12 protein-coding genes are annotated in these 24187 nt (G+C 35.2%); 7 read left to right on the top strand and 5 right to left on the bottom strand.

What is annotated here, in order from left to right; genetic code table 11:
- The first annotated feature begins 17 nt into the window (after positions 1–17).
- From PK35_RS03115 to PK35_RS03100, 4 genes are all read left to right on the top strand, one after another.
- Complete coding sequence (locus tag PK35_RS03115) at positions 18–1898, top strand: RagB/SusD family nutrient uptake outer membrane protein (protein ID WP_044625261.1); 1881 nt, start codon at positions 18–20, stop codon at positions 1896–1898.
- Between the two features lie 20 nt (positions 1899–1918).
- Positions 1919–3112 carry a DUF5000 domain-containing lipoprotein gene (locus PK35_RS03110; protein WP_044625260.1) on the top strand — a complete coding sequence of 398 codons (1194 nt, stop codon included), beginning with the start codon at positions 1919–1921 and terminating at the stop codon, positions 3110–3112.
- Between the two features lie 22 nt (positions 3113–3134).
- Positions 3135–3812, top strand: a complete 678-nt coding sequence (locus tag PK35_RS03105) for a DUF4998 domain-containing protein (RefSeq protein WP_082048503.1) — start codon at positions 3135–3137, stop codon at positions 3810–3812.
- A 148-nt stretch (positions 3813–3960) separates the two neighbouring features.
- The gene (locus PK35_RS03100) at positions 3961–6396 is read left to right on the top strand and encodes a glycoside hydrolase family 31 protein (protein WP_044625135.1); all 2436 of its coding nucleotides are present in this window, start codon (positions 3961–3963) and stop codon (positions 6394–6396) included.
- Positions 6397–6441: 45 nt separating this feature from the next.
- Here PK35_RS03100 and PK35_RS03095 read toward each other — a convergent pair whose 3' ends face one another.
- From PK35_RS03095 to PK35_RS03075, 5 genes are all read right to left on the bottom strand, one after another.
- Positions 6442–10773: a hybrid sensor histidine kinase/response regulator transcription factor gene (locus PK35_RS03095; protein ID WP_044625134.1), complete on the bottom strand. Its 4332-nt coding sequence runs from the start codon at positions 10771–10773 to the stop codon at positions 6442–6444.
- A 177-nt stretch (positions 10774–10950) separates the two neighbouring features.
- Complete coding sequence (locus tag PK35_RS03090; protein ID WP_238320868.1) at positions 10951–13950, bottom strand: LamG-like jellyroll fold domain-containing protein; 3000 nt, start codon at positions 13948–13950, stop codon at positions 10951–10953.
- Positions 13951–14403: 453 nt separating this feature from the next.
- Entirely contained in the window at positions 14404–15906 is a 1503-nt protein-coding gene (locus tag PK35_RS03085) for a rhamnogalacturonan acetylesterase (RefSeq protein ID WP_044625133.1), read from the bottom strand.
- A gap of 24 nt (positions 15907–15930) precedes the next feature.
- A complete protein-coding gene (locus PK35_RS03080) occupies positions 15931–18792 on the bottom strand; it encodes a glycoside hydrolase family 2 protein (protein ID WP_044625132.1) in 2862 nt (953 codons plus the stop codon).
- 8 nt (positions 18793–18800) lie between these two features.
- Entirely contained in the window at positions 18801–20099 is a 1299-nt protein-coding gene (locus tag PK35_RS03075; RefSeq protein ID WP_082048502.1) for a rhamnogalacturonan acetylesterase, read from the bottom strand.
- Positions 20100–20265: 166 nt separating this feature from the next.
- Between PK35_RS03075 and PK35_RS03070 the strand changes: the two genes are divergently transcribed.
- From PK35_RS03070 to PK35_RS03060, 3 genes are read left to right on the top strand one after another with little or no spacing between them, the layout of a single operon-like run.
- On the top strand, positions 20266–21738 hold the full coding sequence (locus PK35_RS03070; RefSeq protein ID WP_044625131.1) for a glycoside hydrolase family 28 protein: 1473 nt from the start codon (positions 20266–20268) through the stop codon (positions 21736–21738).
- Complete coding sequence (locus PK35_RS03065; RefSeq protein ID WP_238320867.1) at positions 21731–22861, top strand: PKD domain-containing protein; 1131 nt, start codon at positions 21731–21733, stop codon at positions 22859–22861. Before PK35_RS03070 ends, PK35_RS03065 begins: the two co-directional genes overlap by 8 nt.
- Positions 22862–22886: 25 nt before the next feature.
- On the top strand, positions 22887–24167 hold the full coding sequence (locus PK35_RS03060) for a DUF4861 domain-containing protein (protein ID WP_044625130.1): 1281 nt from the start codon (positions 22887–22889) through the stop codon (positions 24165–24167).
- Positions 24168–24187 lie beyond the last annotated feature (20 nt).

Genomic DNA, 24187 nt, shown 5'->3' with positions numbered 1-24187 from the left:
AATTTAAAAGAAAAACAATGAAACGAAATAAAATATGGAATTTACTGGTAGTCGCATGTCTTTCGCTATGTTCATGCGAAAGTTACCTCGATGTTGTACCAGATAATTTAGCAACAATAGACGATGCTTTTAGCTTACGTGTTAATGCCGAAAAGTATTTGTTTACATGCTATTCGTATATGCCTAATCAAGCCGATCCTGCTGGTAATTTTGGGTTATTAGGTGCCGATGAAATTTGGGCTTTTAATTCAGCTCCAGGCGCATCAAAAAACTTTGAACATCGTATTTTCGATACAGCAAAAGGCGGACAAAATAAAATAGATCCCATAGGAAACGAAATTTGGGATAATATGTACAAAGCTATTCGCGACTGTAATATTTTTTTAGCGAATATTGATGTAGTTCCAGATATGGACGAATTGGAAAAAAGACAATGGATTGCCGAAGTGAAGTTTTTAAAAGCCTATTATCATTTTAATTTGGTAAAGCACTACGGCCCTATTCCTATCATCGACGAAAGCTTACCCATTGATGCCAGTATTGATGAGGTACGTGTATCGCGTCAGCCAGTAGACGATTGCTTTAATTTCGCTGTTGAATTGATTGATGATGCCGTTAACGATTTACCAGAAGAAATCACCGATCCGGTAAGCGCATTAGGTAGAGTAACACAATCCATAGCTCTATCGGTTAAAGCAAAAATACTAACCTATCATGCTAGTCCGTTGTTTAATGGCAATACCGATTTTGCTGCATTACAAAACAACGATGGTACACAACTGTTTAATCAAGTTTATGACGAAACGAGATGGCAAACTGCCGCAGACGCCTGTAAAGCTGCAATTGATGCCTGCGAAAGCTACGGCGCCAAACTACATGAATACCTTAACGTTATTGGTAAACCGCTTTCGGATGCTACCATTACCCAGCTAAGTTTAAGAACGGCCATTACCGAAAAATGGAACACCGAAATTATTTGGGGCAACACGCAAAGCATGGTGAGTGGTTTGCAAAATTATGCGGCACCGTACGTAGATGATACCAATACCGAAAACCAAGGTACAAGACACGAATTAGGTGTGCCTATTAAAATTTTAGATTTATACTATACTGAAAATGGTGTGCCTATTGAAGAGGATAATACCTGGGATTACAACGGAAGATTCAGCACCCAAGTGGCCGAAGAAGCCGATTATCCAAACATTGAAACCAATTATGAAACTACCAACTATCATTTCGACAGAGAAAACAGGTATTACGCCAATATAGGTTTTGATGGTGGCGTTTGGTACGGCCAAGGCAAATATGATGAAGACGATTTATTTTTCCTTCGTACAAAGTATAAGCAACCCAATAACAATAATTCCACGGGAAGTTATATTAAGAAGTACATACATTATGAAAATGTACAAACACCACCAATCACCTATTCGGTAAACGCTTATCCGTTTCCAGTAATCCGCTTGGCCGATTTATACTTGTTGTATGCCGAAACGTTAAACGAAGCTAGTGGGCCATCGCCAGAAGTAAAATCATATATCGACGCCATTAGAGACCGAGCGGGATTGCTAGGAGTGGATGAATCTTGGGCTAATTTTTCAACAAACCCATCAAAACCACAAAGCAAAGAAGGTTTGCGATCCATCATTCGTCAAGAACGCGGTATAGAATTAGCTTTTGAAGGCAGTCGCTATTGGGATTTACGCCGTTGGAAAACCGCTCCAACTCAATTGAACGACGACGTTTTGGGATGGGATCAAACCAAAGAATCTTCAGAATTGTACAGCAAACCAAGAGTACTTTTCACCCAAAAGTTCGGACTTAAAGATTATTTTCTACCCATTAAAGACAATTACATTATTCGCAACAGAAACTTGGTACAGAACCTTGGATGGTAAATCAACTAAAAAAACAAATCATGAAAAATAAATTTAAATACATAGCAGGACTTGTATTGTTTGCAGGCTTTATAGCTTGCCAAGAAGAAGGACGTGAGGATTTAATAGATCAATCCGGAAGCTCGCCGGGTATAATTACCAATATTGAAATTACACCCACACCGGGAGGCGCTATTGTCAATTACGATATTCCAAACGATGAAAACTACCTCTACGCCAAAGCCGTTTACGAGGCTCCCGCTGGCGTTCCAAGAGAGGCTAAATCATCAAAATACGACAATGAATTGATTTTAGAAGGCTATGGCGACACCAATTCCCATAATGTTAAGTTTTACAGTATTGGCAGAAACACCAAACAGTCCGATGCTGTTGAAAAAAGTTTTAATCCTTTAACGCCTTCTATTTTCGAAGTAGCTAAAACTATTGATATCAAAGCTGTTTTTGGAGGCATTGAAGTGCTATACGACAACCCAACTGAAGCAAACATTATCTTAGAGATATTGGTAGACACTTTAGGTACCAAAACTGAGTACATCCCTTACGACAAATTATACACTAAGCTAATAGATGGTCGTTGGGTATTACGTGGTTTTGATGCAGTAGAATCAAATTTTGCGGTTACGGTTAGTGATCCTTTTGGGAATAAAACCGAAATGATTGAAGCCACAGTAACGCCACTTTTTGAAATTCTAATTCCTAAAGATGGTTTTGCCGATTTACGATTGCCAACCGATTCTAGGTCGCTACGATCTAAAAACCCAATTACCCATTTATGGGATGATGTTATTTCATATAGTAATTTCTGGGCCTCAGATCAAAACCAAGATCCTATGCCTAAATGGATATCACTGGATTTTGGTACAAAATATAAGTTAAGCCGACTTAAACTTTGGTTTAGAGGAGACAGAGAGTATCAAGACGGTAATTTTCCTACCGATTGGGACATTTATGGATCTAACGATCCTAATCCTGATGGCTCTTGGGATAGCTGGACTTTTTTGCATCATTTTGACGAGCCTTACAAACCCTCAGGACAACCCCATAAACAAAATACACAAGAGGACATCGATTATGCCAGACAAGGTATTGACTACGAGTTTATAAACATTCCCGACGGTTATCGTTTTTACAGATTCAAGTTTAATGAAACCACCGGAGGCGGTGCTTTTATAATCATCACCGAGATGTCATTCTGGGGTAAAGTAGAAGAATAATTGAAATTAAGAAGCATTAAACATGAAAAATATATTTATATATATGGCAGTATCTGCGCTTATTGTAAGCACCATATCCTGCCAAGACCAAACTGAAATTTACGAAGATTTTGTAAATCAATTTTCAGATAGAAACTATCCTGGAAAAGTACTTGAACCGGTTTCCTTTTCAGGAAAAAATAGAGTAAAAATAGAAGTATTAACCCCTGGAGACCCTGCTGTGAACGAAGCCCGGGTGTTTTGGAATTTTTATGCAGATTCTATTTCGGTTCCGGTAGAGCAAACCAACACCTTACAGGAAATTATGCTGGATAATTTGCCGGAAGACAGCTATTCGTTCATCATAAAAACCTACGATACCTATGGTAATATATCGATTCCTGTTGAAGTTTTTGGAACATCTTACGGAGATAATTATGCAAAGCTCATTTCAAACAGAACCTTGCTATCCTCCAATATAGACTCCATAACCAGAACACTTAGCCTAAGCTTTAGCGATGCCGATATTTCAAATGGTGCTGTTGAAACTCAAATAAAATACATCAACACATCCGACATTGAAGCAACCACAAATCTATTGGCTGAAGAAAACTCCATAACCATTGAAGGTTATAAATCAGGTGGTGAATTTGCTACGGTTTTTTTACCAGACAGCTCGAGTATAGATACGTTTATAACCACGTGGGAAAACATTGAGTAACCGTTTAATCTAGTTTGCTATTGATTTGATAGAGGTTTGGGATGTAAGACAAAGGGTTGAGAGATTTTGTGTTGCACCCAGACCTCCAATCAATACCATACTACTTAGATAAAACAGCAAAAACACAAGCAAATTCTAACACAAAACCATGAAATACAAAACTTTAGCCTGTATTTATATTTTATTACTCACCATTATTTCCATTGACGCCCAAACAAACACCGGCAATTTTGAAAAAATACTACAAAAGAACAGCAACGAAATAAAACTTAAAACAACTAAAGCTACCGTTATAGTTGAACTTTGTACACCATCAATTATAAGGGTACGCACAAGTTGGAACCATACTTTTTTGGATAACGAAAATTGGATGGTTTCAAATTACAATTGGCATAATGTCCCTCATAAACTTACTGAAACAGATACCTCCATTAAAATCCATACCGAGCACTTAAAAGTAGAGATAAACAAAACCCCGTTTAGTATTCAGTTTTTTGATAAAGACAACACCTTGCTTTCATCTGAAACCAATAAAGGCCAAAACTATGGCGGTTTTAAAAACGAAAGTAAAGTTGGAAGTACCAAACATTTAAAAGCAAACGAGCATTTTTTTGGGTTTGGAGAGCGCATGGACTTTTTAGACCGTCGTGGCAAAAAAGTTGAACTTAACGTTGGACGAGGACTTGGTAGGCCGCACATTACCGGAGCCTATAATGTACTGGAAGCCAATTACAGCCCCATACCGTTTTTTATGAGCACCGCAGGCTATGGTTTGTTTTTCCACACAGCATACCCTACAACTTGGAATATGGGTGCCGATTCCAACAACCGATACAGTTTTTATGCTGATGGCGGTGAATTGGATTATTACTTTATTTACGGTCCCACTTTTTCAAATATTTTAGATGGCTACACTTCCTTAACTGGGAAGTCTCCCCTGTTACCCAAATTTGCTTTAGGCTTGCATGTGGGTACTTACAGCGGCGGAACCTGGGGACATGAAAAACACACCTCTACCGACTATGTTGTTAACCTCGCTAAAAAGTTCAGAGCATTAGAAATTCCGTTAGATATACTGCATTTAGATTCTACATGGCGCATTTTTGGGAAAAGCGGTGGCAAAGGCGCTACAACCTTTGAGTGGCGCAACACTTTTGACAACCCAGACCAGATGTTTTCAGATTTATACGACTTAAATTTAAACATGGTTGGCCTGCATTTACGCCCCAGGTTTGACAATGGGAAAACCTTAAATCTTCTAGATCAAGCCCGTGAGAAAGGACATGTATATCCAGAAGAAAACAGTTTAGGCGAATTCGTTAATTTCTTTGATGAAAAGGCTGTTGATTGGTGGTGGAAAAACGGCGTGAAAACCATTGCCGACCAAGGTGCGATGTTTTTAAAAACCGACGAAGGCAGTGCCTTTGGAAGAAAAGCAAACGAAAGCAATAAAGTAGGCCCTCAAGGCGAAGGCGTTAAAGCTTTGCACAATCTATTTCCCATTGCCTATGCCAAAGCACCATACGAGAAATTTCAAGAATATAATGGCATTCGCGGTATGAACCACACCAGGGAAGGTTATGCGGGCATACAGCGCTATCCTTTTATTTTTGCAGGCGATTGGCCTAGCGAATGGCAGTATTTTGAACCCGTTATAAAAGCGGGGCTTAATATTGGGCTTTCCGGTGTTGGTAATTGGGCTCACTGTATGGGAGGCTTTGAACATATCGCAGACCCCGAACTTTATATCCGTTGGTGCCAATTTGGATTGCTAAGCCCCATAGCCCATTTATTCGGGATGGAGCACCCTAATTATAAAGAACCTTGGAGCTACGGCGATGAAGCTTTGCAAATTTTCAAGCAATATGACAGGTTACGTTATAGTTTAATTCCCTATTTATATAGTCACTCGTACCAAATGTACACAACCGGCATTCCTCTAATGCGTGCTTTGGTAATTCCGTATCAAAACGATGTGAATGTTTATAGCATCACCGACCAATATATGTTGGGAGAAAGTTTAATGATTTGTCCAGTGACCCAAAAAGGGGCGAAAACCCGAGTAGTTTACCTTCCAGAAGGGCAATGGACAGATTATTGGACAGGAAAAATTTACGAGGGTAAAAAGCATTATAATGTACTTTCCCCCATTGACCAAATGCCCATTTTTGTAAAAGAAGGCGCCATAATTCCTACCCAAGTTCCAGTAAACTATGTTGGCGAGAAGCCTATTGATCACTTAACCCTTGATGTTTACCCTACTGCCTCGAGTACTTTCAGTTTATACAATGATGATGGCAAAAGTTTGAAATACCAAAAAGGAGATTTTAATATTACGGCTATAACTCTTCAAGTAGCTGAAGAAAATATCAAGTTAGACATTGAAATGCCTAAAGGTGATTTTAAAAGTGAAGAAAAAACATATACGGCGAAATTTCACCTAAAAGAACAACCGGATCATGTTAAGATAAACAATAAAAAGTACCACATAAACGAAACCGAGCAGGTTAGTTTTAAAGACGGCATTTTAAGCGTTTCACCAGAAATATCAAACAAAGAAGTTATATCGATTATTATAATTTAGTTAGTTTTCTATTAATTAGTTGTTAGTAACAATGGTTTTATTCTTTTATGAAGCCATTGTTTTTTTATTGCTTTTGTGTTTTAACTGAAAGGATTTAGGTGTTTGACCAAAGTATTTTTTAAAAATTTTAGAAAAATAATTGGCATCATTAAACCCACAGATTTGACTAATCTCGGAGATGGTATAATTAGTACTCTTTAGTAATAAAGCAGCTTTTTTCATTTGTATCGTACTAATAAACTCATGAGGGGTTTCACCTGTTATTTCCTTCATTTTTTTATAAAAAACAGTTCGACTTAATCCTAGTTTTTCTAAAATAAAATTAATACCAAAATTAGGTTCTCCAATACTATTTTCTACAATGTTTTTTACTTTATCTACAAAGGTTTTGTCTTCATTTGATTGGGTTAAAATGGATGAGGATAGCGTTGGATTTTTACTAAAACTTTTTATCATTTTATCGCGTTGCTCTATTACCGAATCTACTTTTAATTTCAAATATTTAAAATTAAAAGGTTTGGTAATATAATCATCAGCTCCAATTTTTATGCCTTCAATTTTTTTATACTCAGAGGCATTAGCGGTTAGTAAGATTATGGGGATATGACAAGTGTTAAAATTTTCACGTAATAATTTAACTGTATTTAAACCGTCTAGCACAGGCATCATTAAATCGCAAATTATAATATCTGGTAGCTTTTTAATAGCAACATCTAACCCAACTTTACCATTTTCAGCTGTTAATACACTAAAGTGTTTTGAGAATTTACTTTTTAGATAGTCGCGAATATCATTATTATCATCAATAATTAAAATGGATTTTGATTTTTTTACATCATTTTCATCTATTTCATTATTGTTAAATTCAATTTTTTGTTCATAAAAATTACTGTCATTAACTATCACATTTTCTTTTTCAAAAGTTACTTCTGGATAATATTTTTTATTAATGGGTAAGGTAATAATAAAGCAGGTGCCTTTTTTTAATTCGCTTTTTACACTAATAGCACCTTTGTGACAGTTAACCAGTTCTTTAACATAAAAAAGTCCGATGCCAGAACTATTTTCGCTTTTTCCAAAACGTTCAAATAGGTGCTCTTGGTCTTCTTTTGATATGCCCTTTCCTTGATCCTTTATTTTAATCTTTACAAATTCATTATTCTTTATCCGTTTTACGGAAATTTTAATTAATTTATTAGCAGGTGTAAATTTAATAGCATTTGACAAAAGGTTATAAACAATTTTTTTTACAATATTAACATCAATATAGCCAAGGAGATTTTTACTATCATAATTAAAAATAAGTTCTATGTTTTCCTTTGTGGCCAAGGGAGAAAATTGATTGTGAATATCTTTTATTGTATTGAAAATGTTTGTGTTAACGAGTTGTAATTTCTTTTTTTCTTCTCTGATTTTTCTGAAATCAAGAATTTGTTCCACTAAATTAAGAAGATAGCTTGTACTTTTCTGAATTTTTTTTATACTTGTTTTAGAAGTTTCAGATAAACTATCTTCGTCTATAATATCTTCTAAGTGACATGAAATGAGTGAAAGAGGAGTTTTAAATTCATGTGATATGTTAGTGTAATAAACTATCTTTTTCTCATTAAGCTTATCAGTAAAAATAACTTCTTGTTTTGCAGAAATTTGCTTTTTGTACAAATACAAAAAGCAGAAAAATATGAAACCGAAAATCAAAAAGGTTATTAAATAACCAAGATTAGATTTTAAAAAAGGTGGCTTTATATTAATTTTAATTTTTTGCATACCTGCTAATTCAACTCCATCACTATTAGTTGCTTTTAATAAAAAAGTATAACTGCCGTGTGGTAAATTTTGGTAAATTGCTGTATTTTGAGTTAGCGGTACACTCCAGTCAGCATCAAAATTGTCTAATTTATAAGTGTATTGAATCTTTTCTGGTCTCTTGTAGTCTAACACTGAAAAATCAAGTTGGATCGTGTTTTGGTTATGAGATAAGTTGAGCTCATTTTCATATTCAATATTTTTGCTTAAAATATCAGATTGTCTGGGTCTTTGCTCATTACCATTGATAAAAAGTTTTGAAAAGACCAAAGGGAAATGCGTGGTGTCTTTGGTTATATCTTTAGGATTAAAAGATAGAAACCCCCGATGGTGGCCAAATAAAAAATCTCCATTACTTAATTTTGAAACACAACCTTCTGAAAAGTAATTAAGGCCATGATTTTTTTCGATAAAGAAGTGTTCAAATTTACCGTTTCTAGGGTAATATTTATTTAATCCCAAACTGGTGCTAAACCAAATATTTTGATAAATATCTTCCTGAATAGCAAATATTTTGTTTGAAGATAAACCATTGGACGTACTTAAATGCTTAAACTGGAAATTTCGTTTAGCTATATTATTATGAGTTATTATATCTACGCCTCCACCCATTGTTGCTATATATACGGTTTTGTCAACCGATTGGTATATATGGTCTACAGAATTAAAACTTAGTGAAGTTATTTCGTCTTTTATATTTTTTATAGCTAAAAATTTTTTTTCTTTTAAAGTTAAGTGTTCAGAATTTAAAAAATTTATACCATCGGATGTTGCTATCCAAAGGTTATTATCTATATCTAAAAACAAATATCGGATGTAATTACTAATGAGGTGTTTATTTTCTGTATTAAACGTTTCTATTTTTGGTGAAGAAAAAGGCGAAGTTAAATGCGCTAAGCCATAACCGTGAGAACCAATCCAATAGCTGTTTGTTTTATCTTGTACAATAGAATAAACATCGTTTAATGCTTTAGATTTATTATTGTTAAAATGAATAATTTCAAACTTGTCTTTGGTTTCGTTTGTTATATTTTTAACAATGAACAAGCCTTTTCCTTTGGTGCCGATCCATAGGTTGTCTTGGTGGTCTATGTATAAACAGTAAACATTAACATTCTTAAATAGGTGTTTACTATTTTTGGAAAGATCATCAGGAAAAGTATAGTTTAATGAATCGTTTTTATAACCAAAAATATTTCCGCCTTTACTGCCGAGCCAAACAGTAGAATTACGGTCTTGAACGGCAGCTCGTATTTCGTTTGAAAATATATTTTTAGGTTTTTCTACCGGATTATACCATGTAAAATAATCTTTTGATAAATTGATTTTGTTGACACCTCCATACATAGTGCCTACCCAAAGGTTTTTGGAGGCGTCTTCGTATAAACTTAATATTATATCAGATGACAAGCCTCCTTGCTTTTCTTCATTATATGAATAATTTTTAAATTCATTCTGTTCCCGATTGTATAAAAAAAGTCCGCCACTATGCACTCCAAGCCATAGGTTCTTATTACTGTCTTCAAGAATTACTACTTTATCCGATCCACCTAAAAATTCACGTTCTGGTGCGTTTAAATCGTAATAAGTTACTTTGTTATTATTAATGTCGTATTTAAAAACGCCCCGTTTTTGAGCAATTAGCCAAGTGTTTTTAAAAGAATCGTTGTAAAACCTAGAAATACCATTAAATAACTTATGGTGTACTTTTGTGACTTTATGACTTACCAGATTAAATTTTACCAAAACATTTTCAAGTCCTAAAAGTAAAGTTTCTGAATCGTACTGATTTATAGATAATACAGAGTTAAAACCGAGTTTGGTATTAAGAAACTTTGAGGGGGAAAAACTGTTTTTTTCTTTCGAAAAATTAAAAACACCTTGACGTTTTGTTCCTAACCAAATTTGATTATTAAATATATTATAACTTATAAAGTTTATGTTGGGATAATGTACTTTTATGTTTGCCTTATCATCAGATGAGTTTAAATTAATGAGCCCTTTTTCTGTACCAATCCAAATATTCTTGTTTAGGTCTTCAAAAACAAAATGAACTTTTATGTTTTTAATACCGTTTATTTGGTTAAAAATTTTGGCTTTTAAACTATTAGCATTCCCTTGATATTGTATTCTTGCGCACCCATTATCTCCCCAAACCCAAATATCTCCATTTGAAATAATTTTGAAATCTTGAATTGCTATTTGATTGTGTAAAACATAACTATTTAAATCGAAAACTTCGTTGGTAGCAGGGTTTACACGCTGTAAATTATTATCTCTTGACCAACACCAAATAAACCCTCTTTTATCTTCAAGAATTTTAATCATTCTGCTGTTAGTTAGGCTAGTAGTATCGCCAGGAATAGTGTTGTAATTTTTAAAGCTATTTCCGTTATATCTGCTTAATCCATTTAGTGTGCCAAACCATAAATAACCATGTTTATCTTGAATGATATCTCTTACCGAATTATCTGGTAAACCATTTTTAATATCGAGTTTTTCAATTTGAATATTTTGGGATACACTTATGTGAAATAAAAGAAAAAAAGAGTATAGCCAAAAGTGTTTCATGTTAAGTAAAGTTATTGTTAAAGTAACTAATTAAATATTAAAAAATAATTAGTGTTATATGTTTTGGTTTATTGTTTACGTACAGTTTAGTGATTCTTGACATATTATAAACATACACATAAAATAAACGGATTCAGAAAAGACAGAATTCGTTTATTAAAACTCTAAGAATAAAAACTATTTAATAACAATTTTTATGTTTTCATTTAAATTATTACCAATAATATTTAAAATATACATACCTAAAAGTTTTTTGTTGGTAGTATTCAATATAAAATGTCCTTCATCAATCAATTCAAGATTTTTTTTAAGAATGATTTTACCATTGATATCTTTGAGAACTACAGATAGTTTTGCTCCATTATAAGCATCTATTTTAATATTAATTGTATTATTTACAGGGTTAGGAAACACTTTAATATTATCATTATAACTAAATTTAGTATTGCTTAAAATGTTATTTTGGTACAAACTTGAAACCTGTTGTTCGCTTAAAGCATAATTGAATATTTTGAGCTCGTCCAGCTTACCATGGTAAGGGGCAGGAGCGCTACCATTAAGCAATTCCAGTTCACCTATATTTCCAAGAATTAAGTCGCTTACTTCACCAATGCCTCCAACTCCAGTCTCGTCCAAATCGGTTATGTAGTTACCATTACTATATATTCTTAGTTTATGTGCTTCAATGTCTCTCATCACAACAACATGGTTCCAATCTCCTGAAAAAAACGGAACAGCACTAGTTGAAAGTTCTTTTTTGGTGTTATTGTCATCAATAGCGAAACGAAACTCACTATTTTTAAACTCAATATTATAACGCTTACCTGTTGATCCAGTAGAGCCGTTTAAAGAAAAAGACCCCTTACATAATAAGTAAGCGCTGTTCGAGCCTGTGGGCATTAAGCTGGATGAGGCTTTCATCCAAAAAGATATAGTAAAAGAACTGTTGTTTAAATAGATTTGGTCTTGGTTAGGAATATTTACTATAAATGTTTCGTTAGGAGCCGTTAAAAAATCTAATCCGTTATTTTCTTTGCCAGAAACCCTAACACTCGAATTGTCATAATTCACATCCAAGACCCCATGATTTTCATAAGAAGATTCGTCTAGTATTTCTCCTCCGTCAAGCGGAAATTCATTAAAAGACCAGTAACCTACCATTTCAGCAGGAATATCTGCAATGGTTCTAAAAGCCCAAACATCGCCAGTTACAACCCCTTTAGCGTTTACAGCATCAATTCTCCAATAATAATTAGTTTCAGCATTTAATCCGAAAATTTGAAACGATGGGAAGGTAGAATACGCTACCTCTGAGACCTTTAAAAGGCTTGATGGTTGTTCGCCAAAATAAATATCAAAGCGTTCTGTATTTTCGCTTCCATTCCATTTTAAAGTTAAATTACCTTCTAACAATTCTACAAAGTTGAAACCATTAGTAGGAGAGGGTGAAATGGGTTTGTCGGGAGCTGAAGGAATTGCAGGAGTAATTATAGAAGCTACAGCACTATAAACTGATGATTCATTAGTTTTAATAGCTTTAATGCGGTAGTGATATTGCGTGTTAGGTGCCAAATTGGAATCGTTGTAAGATGTTTTATTAGCATCAACTTGGGCAACTATGCTAAATAAATTTCCATCTTCTGAACGTTCAATAACGTAATTATTTTCGTTATTTGAATTGTCATTCCAGTTTACAGTTAAAGAGCTACTTGGTGGTGTTTCAATCGATATTGCGTTGGTAAAATTTACATTTGAAGGTGGAATAATAAAGTATGGAGGTGTTTCGTTAATCATACTATTAATATACACCTCAATGTTTAAGTATGGTGAGTTAGATGTGCTTACAGCTAAGGCATCGGTAGGGTCGTTTTTATCTAAGTTATTAAAGTCTTCCCAATCGTCTGGCATGCCATCGTTATCAGAGTCCTGTGGGGCTGGAGCACCGTAAACATGACCAATACCTCCATTTTCAAAAGGTAAATCTGTTTCGCGGTAAACGTAAAATGCTTCAGTTCCTTTAGAGGATAAATCGGCAATCATCAAACTGTCTACTTGGTCTCTTTTTGGGTAAGAAGCACCAACATTCAATACTACTTTCTCAAAAGCTTGCTGAGCCGTTAAGGGCGCATTCTTTACAGGGTAATCGTATGGCTCTGATTGCAAACTGTTCTCGTCTCCTGTTGGGTAACCTGTTAAATCTTCAGAAACTAAATTTCCATCTAATACCCCATTCTTATTACTGTCAAAATAATTACCCGAACCATAAAGATGGAAGTTAGAGTTTCCTCTGTTGAAAGGTGTAATAACACTGTTTCCGGTGTGTGGCCCACTAATAAAATAATTATTGATAATATTTACATTGGAATTTCCAGCAGAATCTCCTCCCATTATGTAAGCGTCTCCAGATTCTGTATGACCATAGGAATTTCCATAATTCCCCCAGTTGTAAACCACATTATTCACAAACTCATTGATGCCTTTTACCTTTGGGTTACGAGTTTTATTGCTAATGTACAGATTGCCAATTAAGCTAATTTTACCATCGGCAGGCTGCATAAGACCACCAGCCGAGTGATTGTGTCTATGTAAACCGTGACCAATAATTGAGTTTTGAATAGTAATATTATCGGGGCTAGTTCCTTTATTATCCCAATTTATTGAGAATACTTCATCTGTTCCCCAAGTGAAGGTCATGTGATCAAAAATCATATTTGCACCGTTTGAAGCTCCCGAAGCATCTTTGTTTTTTGCTGCGCCACCAAAACGAATTCTTAAATAACGGGCAATGGTATTACTTGCTCCAGAAAACATGACGCGTTGCCCGTATAATACAATGCCTTCTCCTGGAGCAGTTTGCCCAGCGATTGTTGTGTTTTTGGGAATCACCATGTCTGATTCTACATTTATAATGCCACCAACTTTAAACAATATAAAACGCCCTTCTTGACTAATGGCATCTCGAAACGATCCTGGGCCACTATCGTTTAAATTTGTTACCAAATAGATTTCTGGATTGATATGGCCTCTAGCTCCTGTTGTGTACTTTCCAAAACCTGTTGCTTCTGGAAATGCTAGTGTTTGTCCTTGGACTATCGTGGAGATTGATAATGCCATAATAAAAATACTTTTAAAATGCACTTGTAATTTGTTTTCAAATAATTGAAAGTATTGTTTCATAAGTTTAGAATAATTGTTTTGTGGTATTAAAACCTAATATTTCTTTTTTTTAGTAGCTAGTATTTTAGTTTCTATTTAAATTAGTGGTGATTTAAGAAAAATCAATATTTTAAATATAGATAATTCTTATAAATAGTCTATCCTGTCCAATCCTGATAGACTATTTTTTAAAAAATAGAAGTAGCTTACTTTTTATTAAAAAGAGTGTTGTAAACTATACAATAAACTTTTTAGCGGGCAATTAGTGGTTCTCGTGCAATCATCTAAAACCGCAGGCGATATTGAATTAAGCGTGAAAGGAAGTGGTTTAAAATCAGGAAAAGTGACGATACAATCTGTGGAATAAATTTATTGATTCAGTTTATAAACAAATGAGAGTTATGGATTTAATATCATAACTCTCATTTTTTTAGGTTTACAGAAAATAGTTTTAATTTGAATGAGGAGAATGATTTATTCCTCCAAATAAATAAACCCACGCATCCCTAGTTTTTTATCACTTTTTAAAACTTCAGCTACAGCTTTTGCGGTAAAGGTTGCACCGTCTATGTTAGTATGTGTGTGATCTTGCGGAAAAAACGGTTTTACGTTTTCTTTACCAATTTCTTCATATTTGGTCGCAACAATATCGTTGATGTCAAAAAAGATTACATCTTCGGCTTCGGCAACTTCTTTAGCCCATTTTACGTAGCTATCGGTACGTCTTTCGGCTTTTCCATTTGGCCATTCATTACGCGGCGTTAAGCTTAAAATTATAGGTGTTGCACCAGCGGTTTTGGTATCGTTTATCATTTTGGTTAAATACCAACCGTAGGTGTGCACTGTTTCAGTAATGCTATCACGAACCACGTCTTGTACTTCGTCGCCAATACCTTTCAAAGAACCGCGGTATTTTTTCTTATCAATATTTCCGGCATCATTATGTCCGAACTGAATAATAACGTAATCACCAGCTTCAAATTCCGCCTTAGCGCTATCCCAAAGACCTTCGTACATGAAAGTTCTGGTGCTACGTCCGCCACGAGCCTTATTGATAACATTGACTTGCATGGTATCGCAAAACTGCGGAAACGGCACGCCCCAACCAATAGTATTCGGGTTGCTGCTGCTCGCCATAGTAGAATCGCCTATTAAAAAGATGTTTTTCTTTTTAGGTAAGCTGATTTCTGGATTTTCAACAAAATAATTTTTTATGGAATTAGAGGTGTTTTTAAGTTCATCAACAATTATTGAAGCTGCTAGAGCCGCTCCTTTAGCCGAAGTATGCGTATGGTCGCGCTTATAAAAATATGTGCCAGTAACATTTTCTTCGCCGTGTTTTTCAAGCTCTGAAGCCATTTTATCGTTCAAATCGATAAAAGTGATGTTGTTTCTATCGGCAATTTGTTTTGCCCACAATCCGTAAGACTGGTTGTTTCTTGGTACATTGCCATCTTCCCAATCGTTACGCGGAATAGGAGACATAATGATTGGAATACCACCTTTTTCTAACGTATTTTTTACAATTTTTTCGATGTACCAACCGTAACTGTGTACAATTTCGTGTTTTTTGGTTAGGATGTTGTCGATTTCCTCGGTTTCGTCTCCAATACCTTTAATAGTTCCGCGAGCTCTGTGATTATCGTTTATTGGGCCATTATCGTTATGTCCAAATTGAATTAAAACATAATCACCTTTATTCAATTTATTATTTACAGTATCCCACAAACCTAAGTTTTGATAAGTACGACTACTGGTGCCGCCAAGGGCATGATTTTCAATGTTGACTTTGATGCTATCTAAAAACTGACCAAGAAAATCGCCCCAGCCCCAAAGACCGCCGCCGCCATCGCCACGACCATTTTTAACGGTAGAATCGCCAACCGTATAAATAGTTGGTTTTATTTGTTGTTTTTGAGAATTGCACGAGCATAATGTTAGTAAACATGCCGTGAAAAGAATATATAAAGATTTCATTTTAAGTTTTTTTGATGATGATGATTAGTTATTTCTGAAGTCGAACCAAAGCGTCATTGGTATACCGTCGTCGCCACTTTTAATTCTGATGTTGGTTGGTTGACTTTCCGGACCTTGGTGCTCTAAAGGTTTAAAGGCGCGCATACCCGGAATTTCATATAAAAATGAAATGTTGCCTTCTGGAAATTCTGGCTGAGGAAACGTTTTAGAAACTGCTTTTTTAGGTAAATCTGGTGTGAATAATCTAAAGAATAATTTATCAGATTCACTAAAGAATTTTACATCGGTTTTTGATGTTTTTAAATTACCTGCCAAAAAGTTCGCGTGATAGCCTTTAAATTCTGGATATACTAAGTTTTCAAAACTTTCACCTGTAATAGTTTGGTTGTAGTCTTTCTCCCAAAGTCCTAATTCGGTTCCTTTAATTCGGTTTTTCCAAACGTGATATGGCCCGTTACCAATCCATTTGAAGCTTTCTACGCCTGCTTCAGGAAAATCGAAGGTTACACCAAATTTATCAATAGCACCTTCAAAAAATGCACCATCAAACCCGCTATTTCGTCCTGCATTTTTCAGTAAAATAAGATGTAATTTTAAACGTCCATCGTTAAAGAGTGTCCAAGTCGCCGAATCAATTCCACCGTTATAATCAATTTTACAAATGGCAGCATCGTTGGTGTTTGTAAGACTTACTTTTTCAACTTCAGCTTTCATACCAATAGGTTTTGGACCATTGTTAAACGGTACATTGCCTTCGCTGTTGGAGATGCTAATTATTTCTCCTGTTTTGGTGTTTAATTTTACCGAAACAGAACTACTTTCTAAGACTACAGTAGATTCCGTTTTGGTAGCGGTTGCTTTTTGTTTATTGGTGTCTTTTGCAATAAATTTATCGGCAAAATAAGGCGCACGGTGTATAGGCCACGACCATGTGTAAATTTCTCTACCGTGTTTATCGGTAGCTGTGATTTCTAACCAATCGCCATCAAAAAAGTTATCTGGAACATCAAAACTAATGGTTTGTGTTTCTCCAGGTTTAATGCTTTTGATATCAATATTTTTTGATGCAATTACCGATGTTGAATTATTAGTATAGATAGCATCGGCATCAGTTTTTAAAACACGATATTCAAGTTTACAGGTGTTTAAATCGGTAAAAATATATTCGTTGCTAATTAAAAATGTACCATCAAAAGTTGAAGTAATCATTTTAGGTTTAAACTGAATTGGCGACCATACTTCCTTAACTGTAAAAAAGCTTCCTTCTTTTTCGCGATGAGGCCCTAAAACGCCATCGGCAGCGAGGTTTCCTTTAGAGTCGTATTTTTCTTCACCAGTCCAATCGGTGCGTAAAACGGCTTCATCTAAAAGTGCCCAAATAAATCCGCCAGCAAATAACGGACTCTGTTTGTAGCGCGTCCAGAAATCTTCTAAACCAGCGCCAATACCGTTATCGTAAGTACCGTGCATAAATTCCGTTGGGAAAAATACATTTTCACCATTATTAAAACGATGCATACCCGTTAAATAAGTCGGGTAGTGGTGCGTGTCCCAACCATTAAAATCGGACCACGGGTGAATAACAATTCTATTTTGCGGATCGTATTTCTCGAATAAATAATCGTTTTCGTAGTTCCAACCACCTTCGTTACCATGATCCCAGATAATTACAGATGGATGGTTAACATCACGTTGAATGGTTTCTTTTATAATTTTTTCTCCAACTTTGGTGTCGTAGCCATTTTGCCAACCTGCAACTTCGTTAAGTACAAAAAGCCCCAAGGAATCACATACATTTAAGAAATGCGTATCGACTGGATAATGAAAACGAACCGCGTTCATGTTCATGTCTTTTATTAAATTCACATCTAAAATACTGATGTCTTTACTGGTGCTTCTACCAGATTCTGGCCAAATAGAATGACGGTTAATCCCTTTCATTACTATTTTTTTACCATTAAGGTAAATACCATCTTTTTTAAGGAATTCCAACGTTCTAAAACCAATTGTTGTGGTTTTGCTATGGAGAATCGTTCCTTTTTTGTTTTTTAAGGTAAGGGTTAAATTGTAAAGGTTTGGCGATTCAGGATCCCAAGTTTTAACATCTTTCCAGTTTGCGGTAATACGCTGTTTGTTGGATTTTTTGTTAAGCGAAATAATGACGGTTTTAAAAGTTTCGTCGCTTCCAATTGGTGAAATGTTAGCTTCAATTACCGTGTTTTTTTGCGGGTTTTCAATGTTTAAATCGGCAGTTAAAGTACCATCCATTTTGGCATCAACAGCTACATGCTCAATGAATGTTTTAGGAGAAACCTCTAACCAAACCGGACGATAAATCCCTCCAAAAAGCCACCAGTCGGTTTTACGTTCGGCCGCATTAACGCTGTTATTGCTTGAGTGTTTCGAAACATGAACTTCAAGCAGGTTATCTTCTCCATATTTTAATAATGATGAAATATCATATCGGAATTCATAAAATCCACCTTGGTGAATCTCGCCAGCCAATTTACCGTTAATTTTCACTTCAGTGTCGGTCATGGCAGCACCAAAAACAATGGTTACGTTTTGTCCTTTGTAGCTTTCTGGTACGTTAAACGTATATTTGTAGAAACCTTCTTCTTTACTCGGTTCTTTCTGGTTTAACTCTTTGTACCAACGCCCGTAGGTGTATTCGCCAAAGCCTTCAAGTTCCCAGTTTGATGGCACGTTAATGGTACTCCATGTGTTACTGTTGTTGCCGTCTGTACACATAAATTCCCATGGTACAGGATTTTTAAAATCTATTCCCGATAGATATACTTTTTTGGTTTCCTGAGCGGATACTACAGCATAAAAAAGTAAAAAAAATGATAATTTTAGTAGATTTTTAGTGGTATTTTGTCTCATAAAAATAATTAATTACCGTCTGGTTTTGTGATTTCGAATCGGGTGCTCATAGGGAGCGTCCAATCCTTGAATTTGTTTGGATGTTTCGGGTTATAGTTTAGTAAGCTTGTTTTTAAATATTTTGATAAATCTAAGTTTAATCCTTGTATACCTGTGGCTACAGCTTTTGCGATTTCGTTAGCGCCAAAACCATTAAAATGCGTATTGTCTTCTAATTTTTTTGTTTGATTAGGAAACGTGTTTTCAGGATAATGTACAAAAGCATATTTGGAGTCGTTTACACCCCAACTTTGGTACATTAAGCGTGTTTTTTCGGTTAAATCGATAAGAGGAACATTCAATTCTTCTGCCACTTTTTTCATAGCAGCAGGAAAATCGCCGTGTGTACGTTTTAGGTTACCGTCGCTATCAAAGTGACGTCTTTCGGTTGGTGTTGATAAAATGACTTTACCACCTTGATCTCTAAATGCTGTGATGTATTCTTTTAGAAGATTGCTATAAAGCCCCCAAGCGCCATTGCCTTCACCTTTAATTTTTTCGTCGTTGTGGCCAAATTCAACAATTAAATAATCGTTTGGTTTCATAACCGATAATATCTTTTCTAAACGAAGCGCGCCTTTAAACGCAGGTAAAGAAGAACCAGATTCGGCGTAATTTGCAATGGCAATATTATCGTTAAAGTAGTTGGTAATAAATTGCCCCCATGAAGCCCAAGGCTCAACATCTTGGTCGGTTACCGTGCTATCGCCAGCTAAAAATACTGTGGTAACATCGGCAGGTTCAATTTTTATACTTTGAATTACCGGTGTTCCTAAAAATTCTAGAGTTAATTTATTGTCCCAGTTAAGTTGATGTTTGTCTCTGCTTTTAACTTTTATGCTTCTATCCTCGTTAATTTTAGGAGTTCTAACGTTTACGGTAAAGGTTTGTGTGCTGGTTTCCTTTTTATCTAGGGCTAATTCTTGAAGCATTAAACGCCTCGATTCTGCTTTTATAGTTGTTGTAGAACATGGTTTTCCGCCTAAAACAACTTCAATTTTATAATTGCCTTCAGGAAGTTTTACCGAAAAATAAACCGATCCTTCAGCTTTTAAGTAATTTTTTTTGAAAGCTATTTTTTCAGCGGTGTCGTAATCAAATCCGTAGCCAATAGCATCAGTGTATTTGTTTACATTGTTAATACTTGTGCCTGTGGTGTTGGTTTTTTTTCCGAAGAAAAACTGTTTAGTCGTTGCGTTTTGAGCGCTTAATCCTAGAGAAAGTAGGATGCTAAAAAAGAAAAAAAATGTCTGGTTTTTGGAGTGCATGAAATATATTTTATACTAAAATATCTACTTAAAATAGAATACGTATCCTGTACTATGATGATTGCCAGAAACTATTTCATTTAAAAATTAACGAATTACCTGTTTGTACAGGATACTTCGGGAAAATTAATGGTGTATTTTTAGCACTACAATATAATTTTAAAATATGAAACACCACCTGATTTTTTTGTTTTTATTAGCCGTAGTTACCACATCATGCAAGGAAAATAAAAGCAAAAAAAGTAACCAACCAACCGAAACTAAAACGCTGCAAACCACTTGGAAAGACAGTGTAGGGTCTAAACCAATTACCATACCAAATCAAACCTTTTTTGTGAATGATTATGGAGCCGTTAGTGATAAAAACACTATTAATACCGATGCCATACAAAAAACCATTGATGCTTGTAGTGATGCTGGCGGTGGTGTTGTGACTTTTAAACCTGGTACGTATTTAACGGGTTCTATTTTTATAAAAAGCAATATTAAATTTTTAGTACCCGAAGGTGTCACTATTTTGGGTAGTGAAAATATTAAGGATTACAAAGAAATTGATACTAGAATTGCAGGCATTGAAATTAAATGGCCTGCGGCTTTAATAAATGTAAGAAACCAAAACAATGTTATTATTGATGGCGATGGAACGGTGGACGGACAAGGCAAAGTGTTTTGGGATTATTATTGGGATTTGCGCCGAAACGATTACGAACCGCGTGGTTTACGGTGGATTGTAGATTACGATGCGAAGCGCCCAAGAACCTTTTTAATTTCAAAATCGGAAAATGTTGCGTTTAAAAATTTAAACATTCAGCGTGCTGGATTTTGGACGGTTCAAGTACTTTATTCACAATTTATAACGGTTGATGGTTTGACCATAAAAAATAATATTGGCGGTCATGGTCCAAGTACCGATGGTATCGATATTGATTCTTCGCGATATATTTTGGTTCAAAATTGTGATATTGATTGTAACGACGATAATTTTTGTTTGAAAGCTGGTCGCGATTGGGATGGACAACGTGTAAACAAGCCAACTGAATATGTCGTGATTAAAGATTGTATTGCACGCCGTGGTGCAGGGTTATTTACTCTTGGCAGCGAAACTGCGGGTAGTATTAGGCACGTTTATGTGAGTAATATAAAAGGATTTGGAACCAAAAATGGACTCAATATTAAGTCGGCTGTAAACCGTGGAGGAACGGTTGAAGATATCGTGATGGAAAACATTAAAATGGATTCCGTAAGAACCTTTATGCAAGTTGGCATGAACTGGAATCCGGCCTACAGCTACTCCAAATTACCAGAAGCATTTAACGAAAACGAGATACCAGAACATTGGAAAAAAATGCTGAAAATTGTAACGCCAGAAAAGGGCATTCCAACTTTTAGAAACATTAGTGTCAATAACGTTGCTATAAAAGGTGCACAAACAGCTATAAACGTTAATGGTTTAGAAGCTTCGGTAATAAAAAATGTGTCTTTAAGTAACGTTTCTATAGAAGCTGAAACTGCGGGACAAGTGAGTTTTAGTGAAGACTGGACACTTAATAATGTTAAAATTTATGCTAAAGATAGCACAAGGGTAACCTTGGAACATACAAATGGTGTTAACTTTACAGAAACCGTTTATAATGAGTAAATTACCTGGATTTATGCAAATTTATTTTTCATTTTTAATAAGAAACTCAAAGCTATTTAAGTGTTTTTTAGCGGTGTTAATCTGTGTTTTTACGTGTCATTTTACACAAGCGCAAGACGACAGAAGTTTTAAGGTCTTTCAGTTTCCAAAAGATAAAATACCAACGATTAACGGCGATACATCTGATTGGGATTTAGTGCCCGAAAGTTATACTGTTGGTATGGAAGAATTGTGGGACGATAGCAAAAAACACGAAAATATAAATCCTGAAAATTTAACCGTAAGCGTGAAAGTGGGCTGGGTAAAAGGCTTAAATCGATTGTATTTTTTATATGAAGCTTACGATGATTATTGGGATTTTTCGCAAGAAGGGCTTCATAATGATACCTTTGAGGTGGTTGTGGATGCCGACCAATCCGGAGGCACATTTATCGATAGATTTCATCCCAACAAATCGCTCGATATTATGGATGCCTATTTTAGTTATCATGGCGTGCATGCGCAAAACTATCACATTTTTACACCTGCAAAAGATAAAGATTGGACGATGGTTTGGGGTAGTCAACCATGGATTAAAGATTTACCGTATGCGAATGCCGCTTACAACTATAATTTTAAACCTGGCGAATCGGGTAAATTGGTGTTGGAATTCTGGATTACACCGTTCGATTATGCAGGAAATACACCAGAACGCACTGTAAAATCTCAATTGATTGAAAATAAAAACATCGGACTTTGTTGGGCAATTATTGATTATGATGATGTTGAAAATACCAATAATAACGGGTTCTGGAATTTATCAAAAGAGCATACGATGTACGGTAATGCATCCTATTTATTACCTTTTAAATTGATGCCACTTGAAGCAGATTTTAAAAATGACATAGAAGCAAAGTGGACGTTCAAGGTTCTAAATATGGATGAACGAAAAGTGGCATTTTCAGATGGATCAGAAGGAGATGTTAAGTCATGGCATTGGGATTTTGGAGATGGCACAACTTCCGAGGAAAAAAATCCGATACATCAATATAAAGATGCAGGTAAATACGTGGTTGTTTTAACAGTAAAAGGGCCCAAAGGAACATCAAGACTATCAAAGGTTTGGGATGTTGCGGTAAAATAAAAGAACAAAAAATCAAATAATTAATATGAGAAAATTAGTAGCATTAAGCGCCTTATTAGTTGCAGGTGTAGCTTGTAAATCACCAGAAAAAAAAGGTGAAAGCATTGTGTTATCCAATACATCAAACATTAAATTAACCGATAAAGCCATTGCTATTCATCGCGATAGTTTAACGGTTTACGAAACCTTAAATAACTATCCGTTATTAATGTCAGGGAATGATACTATTCCAGTTCAAATTAATGATACAACGGGTGATGGCATTTGGGATGAGCTATTTTTTGTAACAAATTTTGAGCCAAACCAAGAAAAATCAATCGATTTGCAATGGGTTGATGCAGAACCAGAATACACGGTAAGAACCAGCGCACGTTTTGGGAAGCGTTCTGCTATCGATTCGCCTGTAGAACCAGCGACTGATGAGGTTTTAATCGCGAAAGATTTACCTAAAAGTTTGGGGTATCAGCGTTATCAAACCGATGGACCTTCGTGGGAAAATGATAAAGTTGGATTTCGTCATTATTTAGATGGTAGAAACTCGAAAGATTTATTCGGTAAAAAGATTGCCGAAATCTCACCCGAAGATGTCGGCATTAATGCTAAAGGTGAGGTTGAGGATAACTATCACGTCATGGAAGATTGGGGAAGAGATATTTTAGCAGTTGGTAATTCTGTTGGTTTGGGCGGTTATGCATTAATTACTGATGATGCGTTGTTCAGACTTGGGGTAACCGTGAACGATTCGGTTAATAATGTTGAAAAAACTACATTTAAAATTCAAAATGAAGGTCCGGTAAAATCTTTATTGACTTACAATTACAAAAATTGGAATGCAACTGATGATAGAACGTACAATGTTGCTGAAGAAACAACCATTTGGCCAGGGATGTATGCTTATAAAAACACGGTTACTCTAAAAGACTTAAAAGGAGATGAAAAACTTGCTGTGGGATTAGTGGATATAAATAATGATAATCCGCTTTCTGTGTACGATGAAAACGAAAAATTCATAACACTTTACACACACGACAAGCAAACATATAATAAAGAATGGTGGCTAGGAATGGCGCTTATTTTACCAAAAGATGCATACATTGACAATGTTGAAGCACCAGAATCAGGTCAACTAACGCAAACCATTTTAGCAAGACTAAATATTGAAAATGATGTACCAATAAGCTATTACGCCGTTGCTTGCTGGGAGTTAAAGGATCCAAAATTTAAAAACGAAGCCTATTTTGCCAATTATGTAAAAGACTTAACCAATCAGTTATCGGCAGAAATAGATGTTAAAATTGTAAAATAAATCACTAAACTAAATAAGAC

Origin of the sequence: Neotamlana nanhaiensis, from assembly GCF_000943555.1 — a bacterium.
GTDB classification, from domain to species: Bacteria; Bacteroidota; Bacteroidia; order Flavobacteriales; family Flavobacteriaceae; genus Neotamlana; species Neotamlana nanhaiensis.
Note: the sequence above shows the minus strand (reverse complement) of the source record. Positions and strands in the feature narration are given on the sequence as shown.

Coding starts and splice junctions, on each gene's coding strand:
- PK35_RS03115 (WP_044625261.1), top strand. CDS start 18: ATGAAACGAAATAAAATATGGAATTTACTGGTAGTCGCATGTCTTTCG.
- PK35_RS03110 (WP_044625260.1), top strand. CDS start 1,919: ATGAAAAATAAATTTAAATACATAGCAGGACTTGTATTGTTTGCAGGC.
- PK35_RS03105 (WP_082048503.1), top strand. CDS start 3,135: ATGAAAAATATATTTATATATATGGCAGTATCTGCGCTTATTGTAAGC.
- PK35_RS03100 (WP_044625135.1), top strand. CDS start 3,961: ATGAAATACAAAACTTTAGCCTGTATTTATATTTTATTACTCACCATT.
- PK35_RS03095 (WP_044625134.1), bottom strand. CDS start 10,773: ATGAAACACTTTTGGCTATACTCTTTTTTTCTTTTATTTCACATAAGT.
- PK35_RS03090 (WP_238320868.1), bottom strand. CDS start 13,950: ATGAAACAATACTTTCAATTATTTGAAAACAAATTACAAGTGCATTTT.
- PK35_RS03085 (WP_044625133.1), bottom strand. CDS start 15,906: ATGAAATCTTTATATATTCTTTTCACGGCATGTTTACTAACATTATGC.
- PK35_RS03080 (WP_044625132.1), bottom strand. CDS start 18,792: ATGAGACAAAATACCACTAAAAATCTACTAAAATTATCATTTTTTTTA.
- PK35_RS03075 (WP_082048502.1), bottom strand. CDS start 20,099: ATGCACTCCAAAAACCAGACATTTTTTTTCTTTTTTAGCATCCTACTT.
- PK35_RS03070 (WP_044625131.1), top strand. CDS start 20,266: ATGAAACACCACCTGATTTTTTTGTTTTTATTAGCCGTAGTTACCACA.
- PK35_RS03065 (WP_238320867.1), top strand. CDS start 21,731: ATGAGTAAATTACCTGGATTTATGCAAATTTATTTTTCATTTTTAATA.
- PK35_RS03060 (WP_044625130.1), top strand. CDS start 22,887: ATGAGAAAATTAGTAGCATTAAGCGCCTTATTAGTTGCAGGTGTAGCT.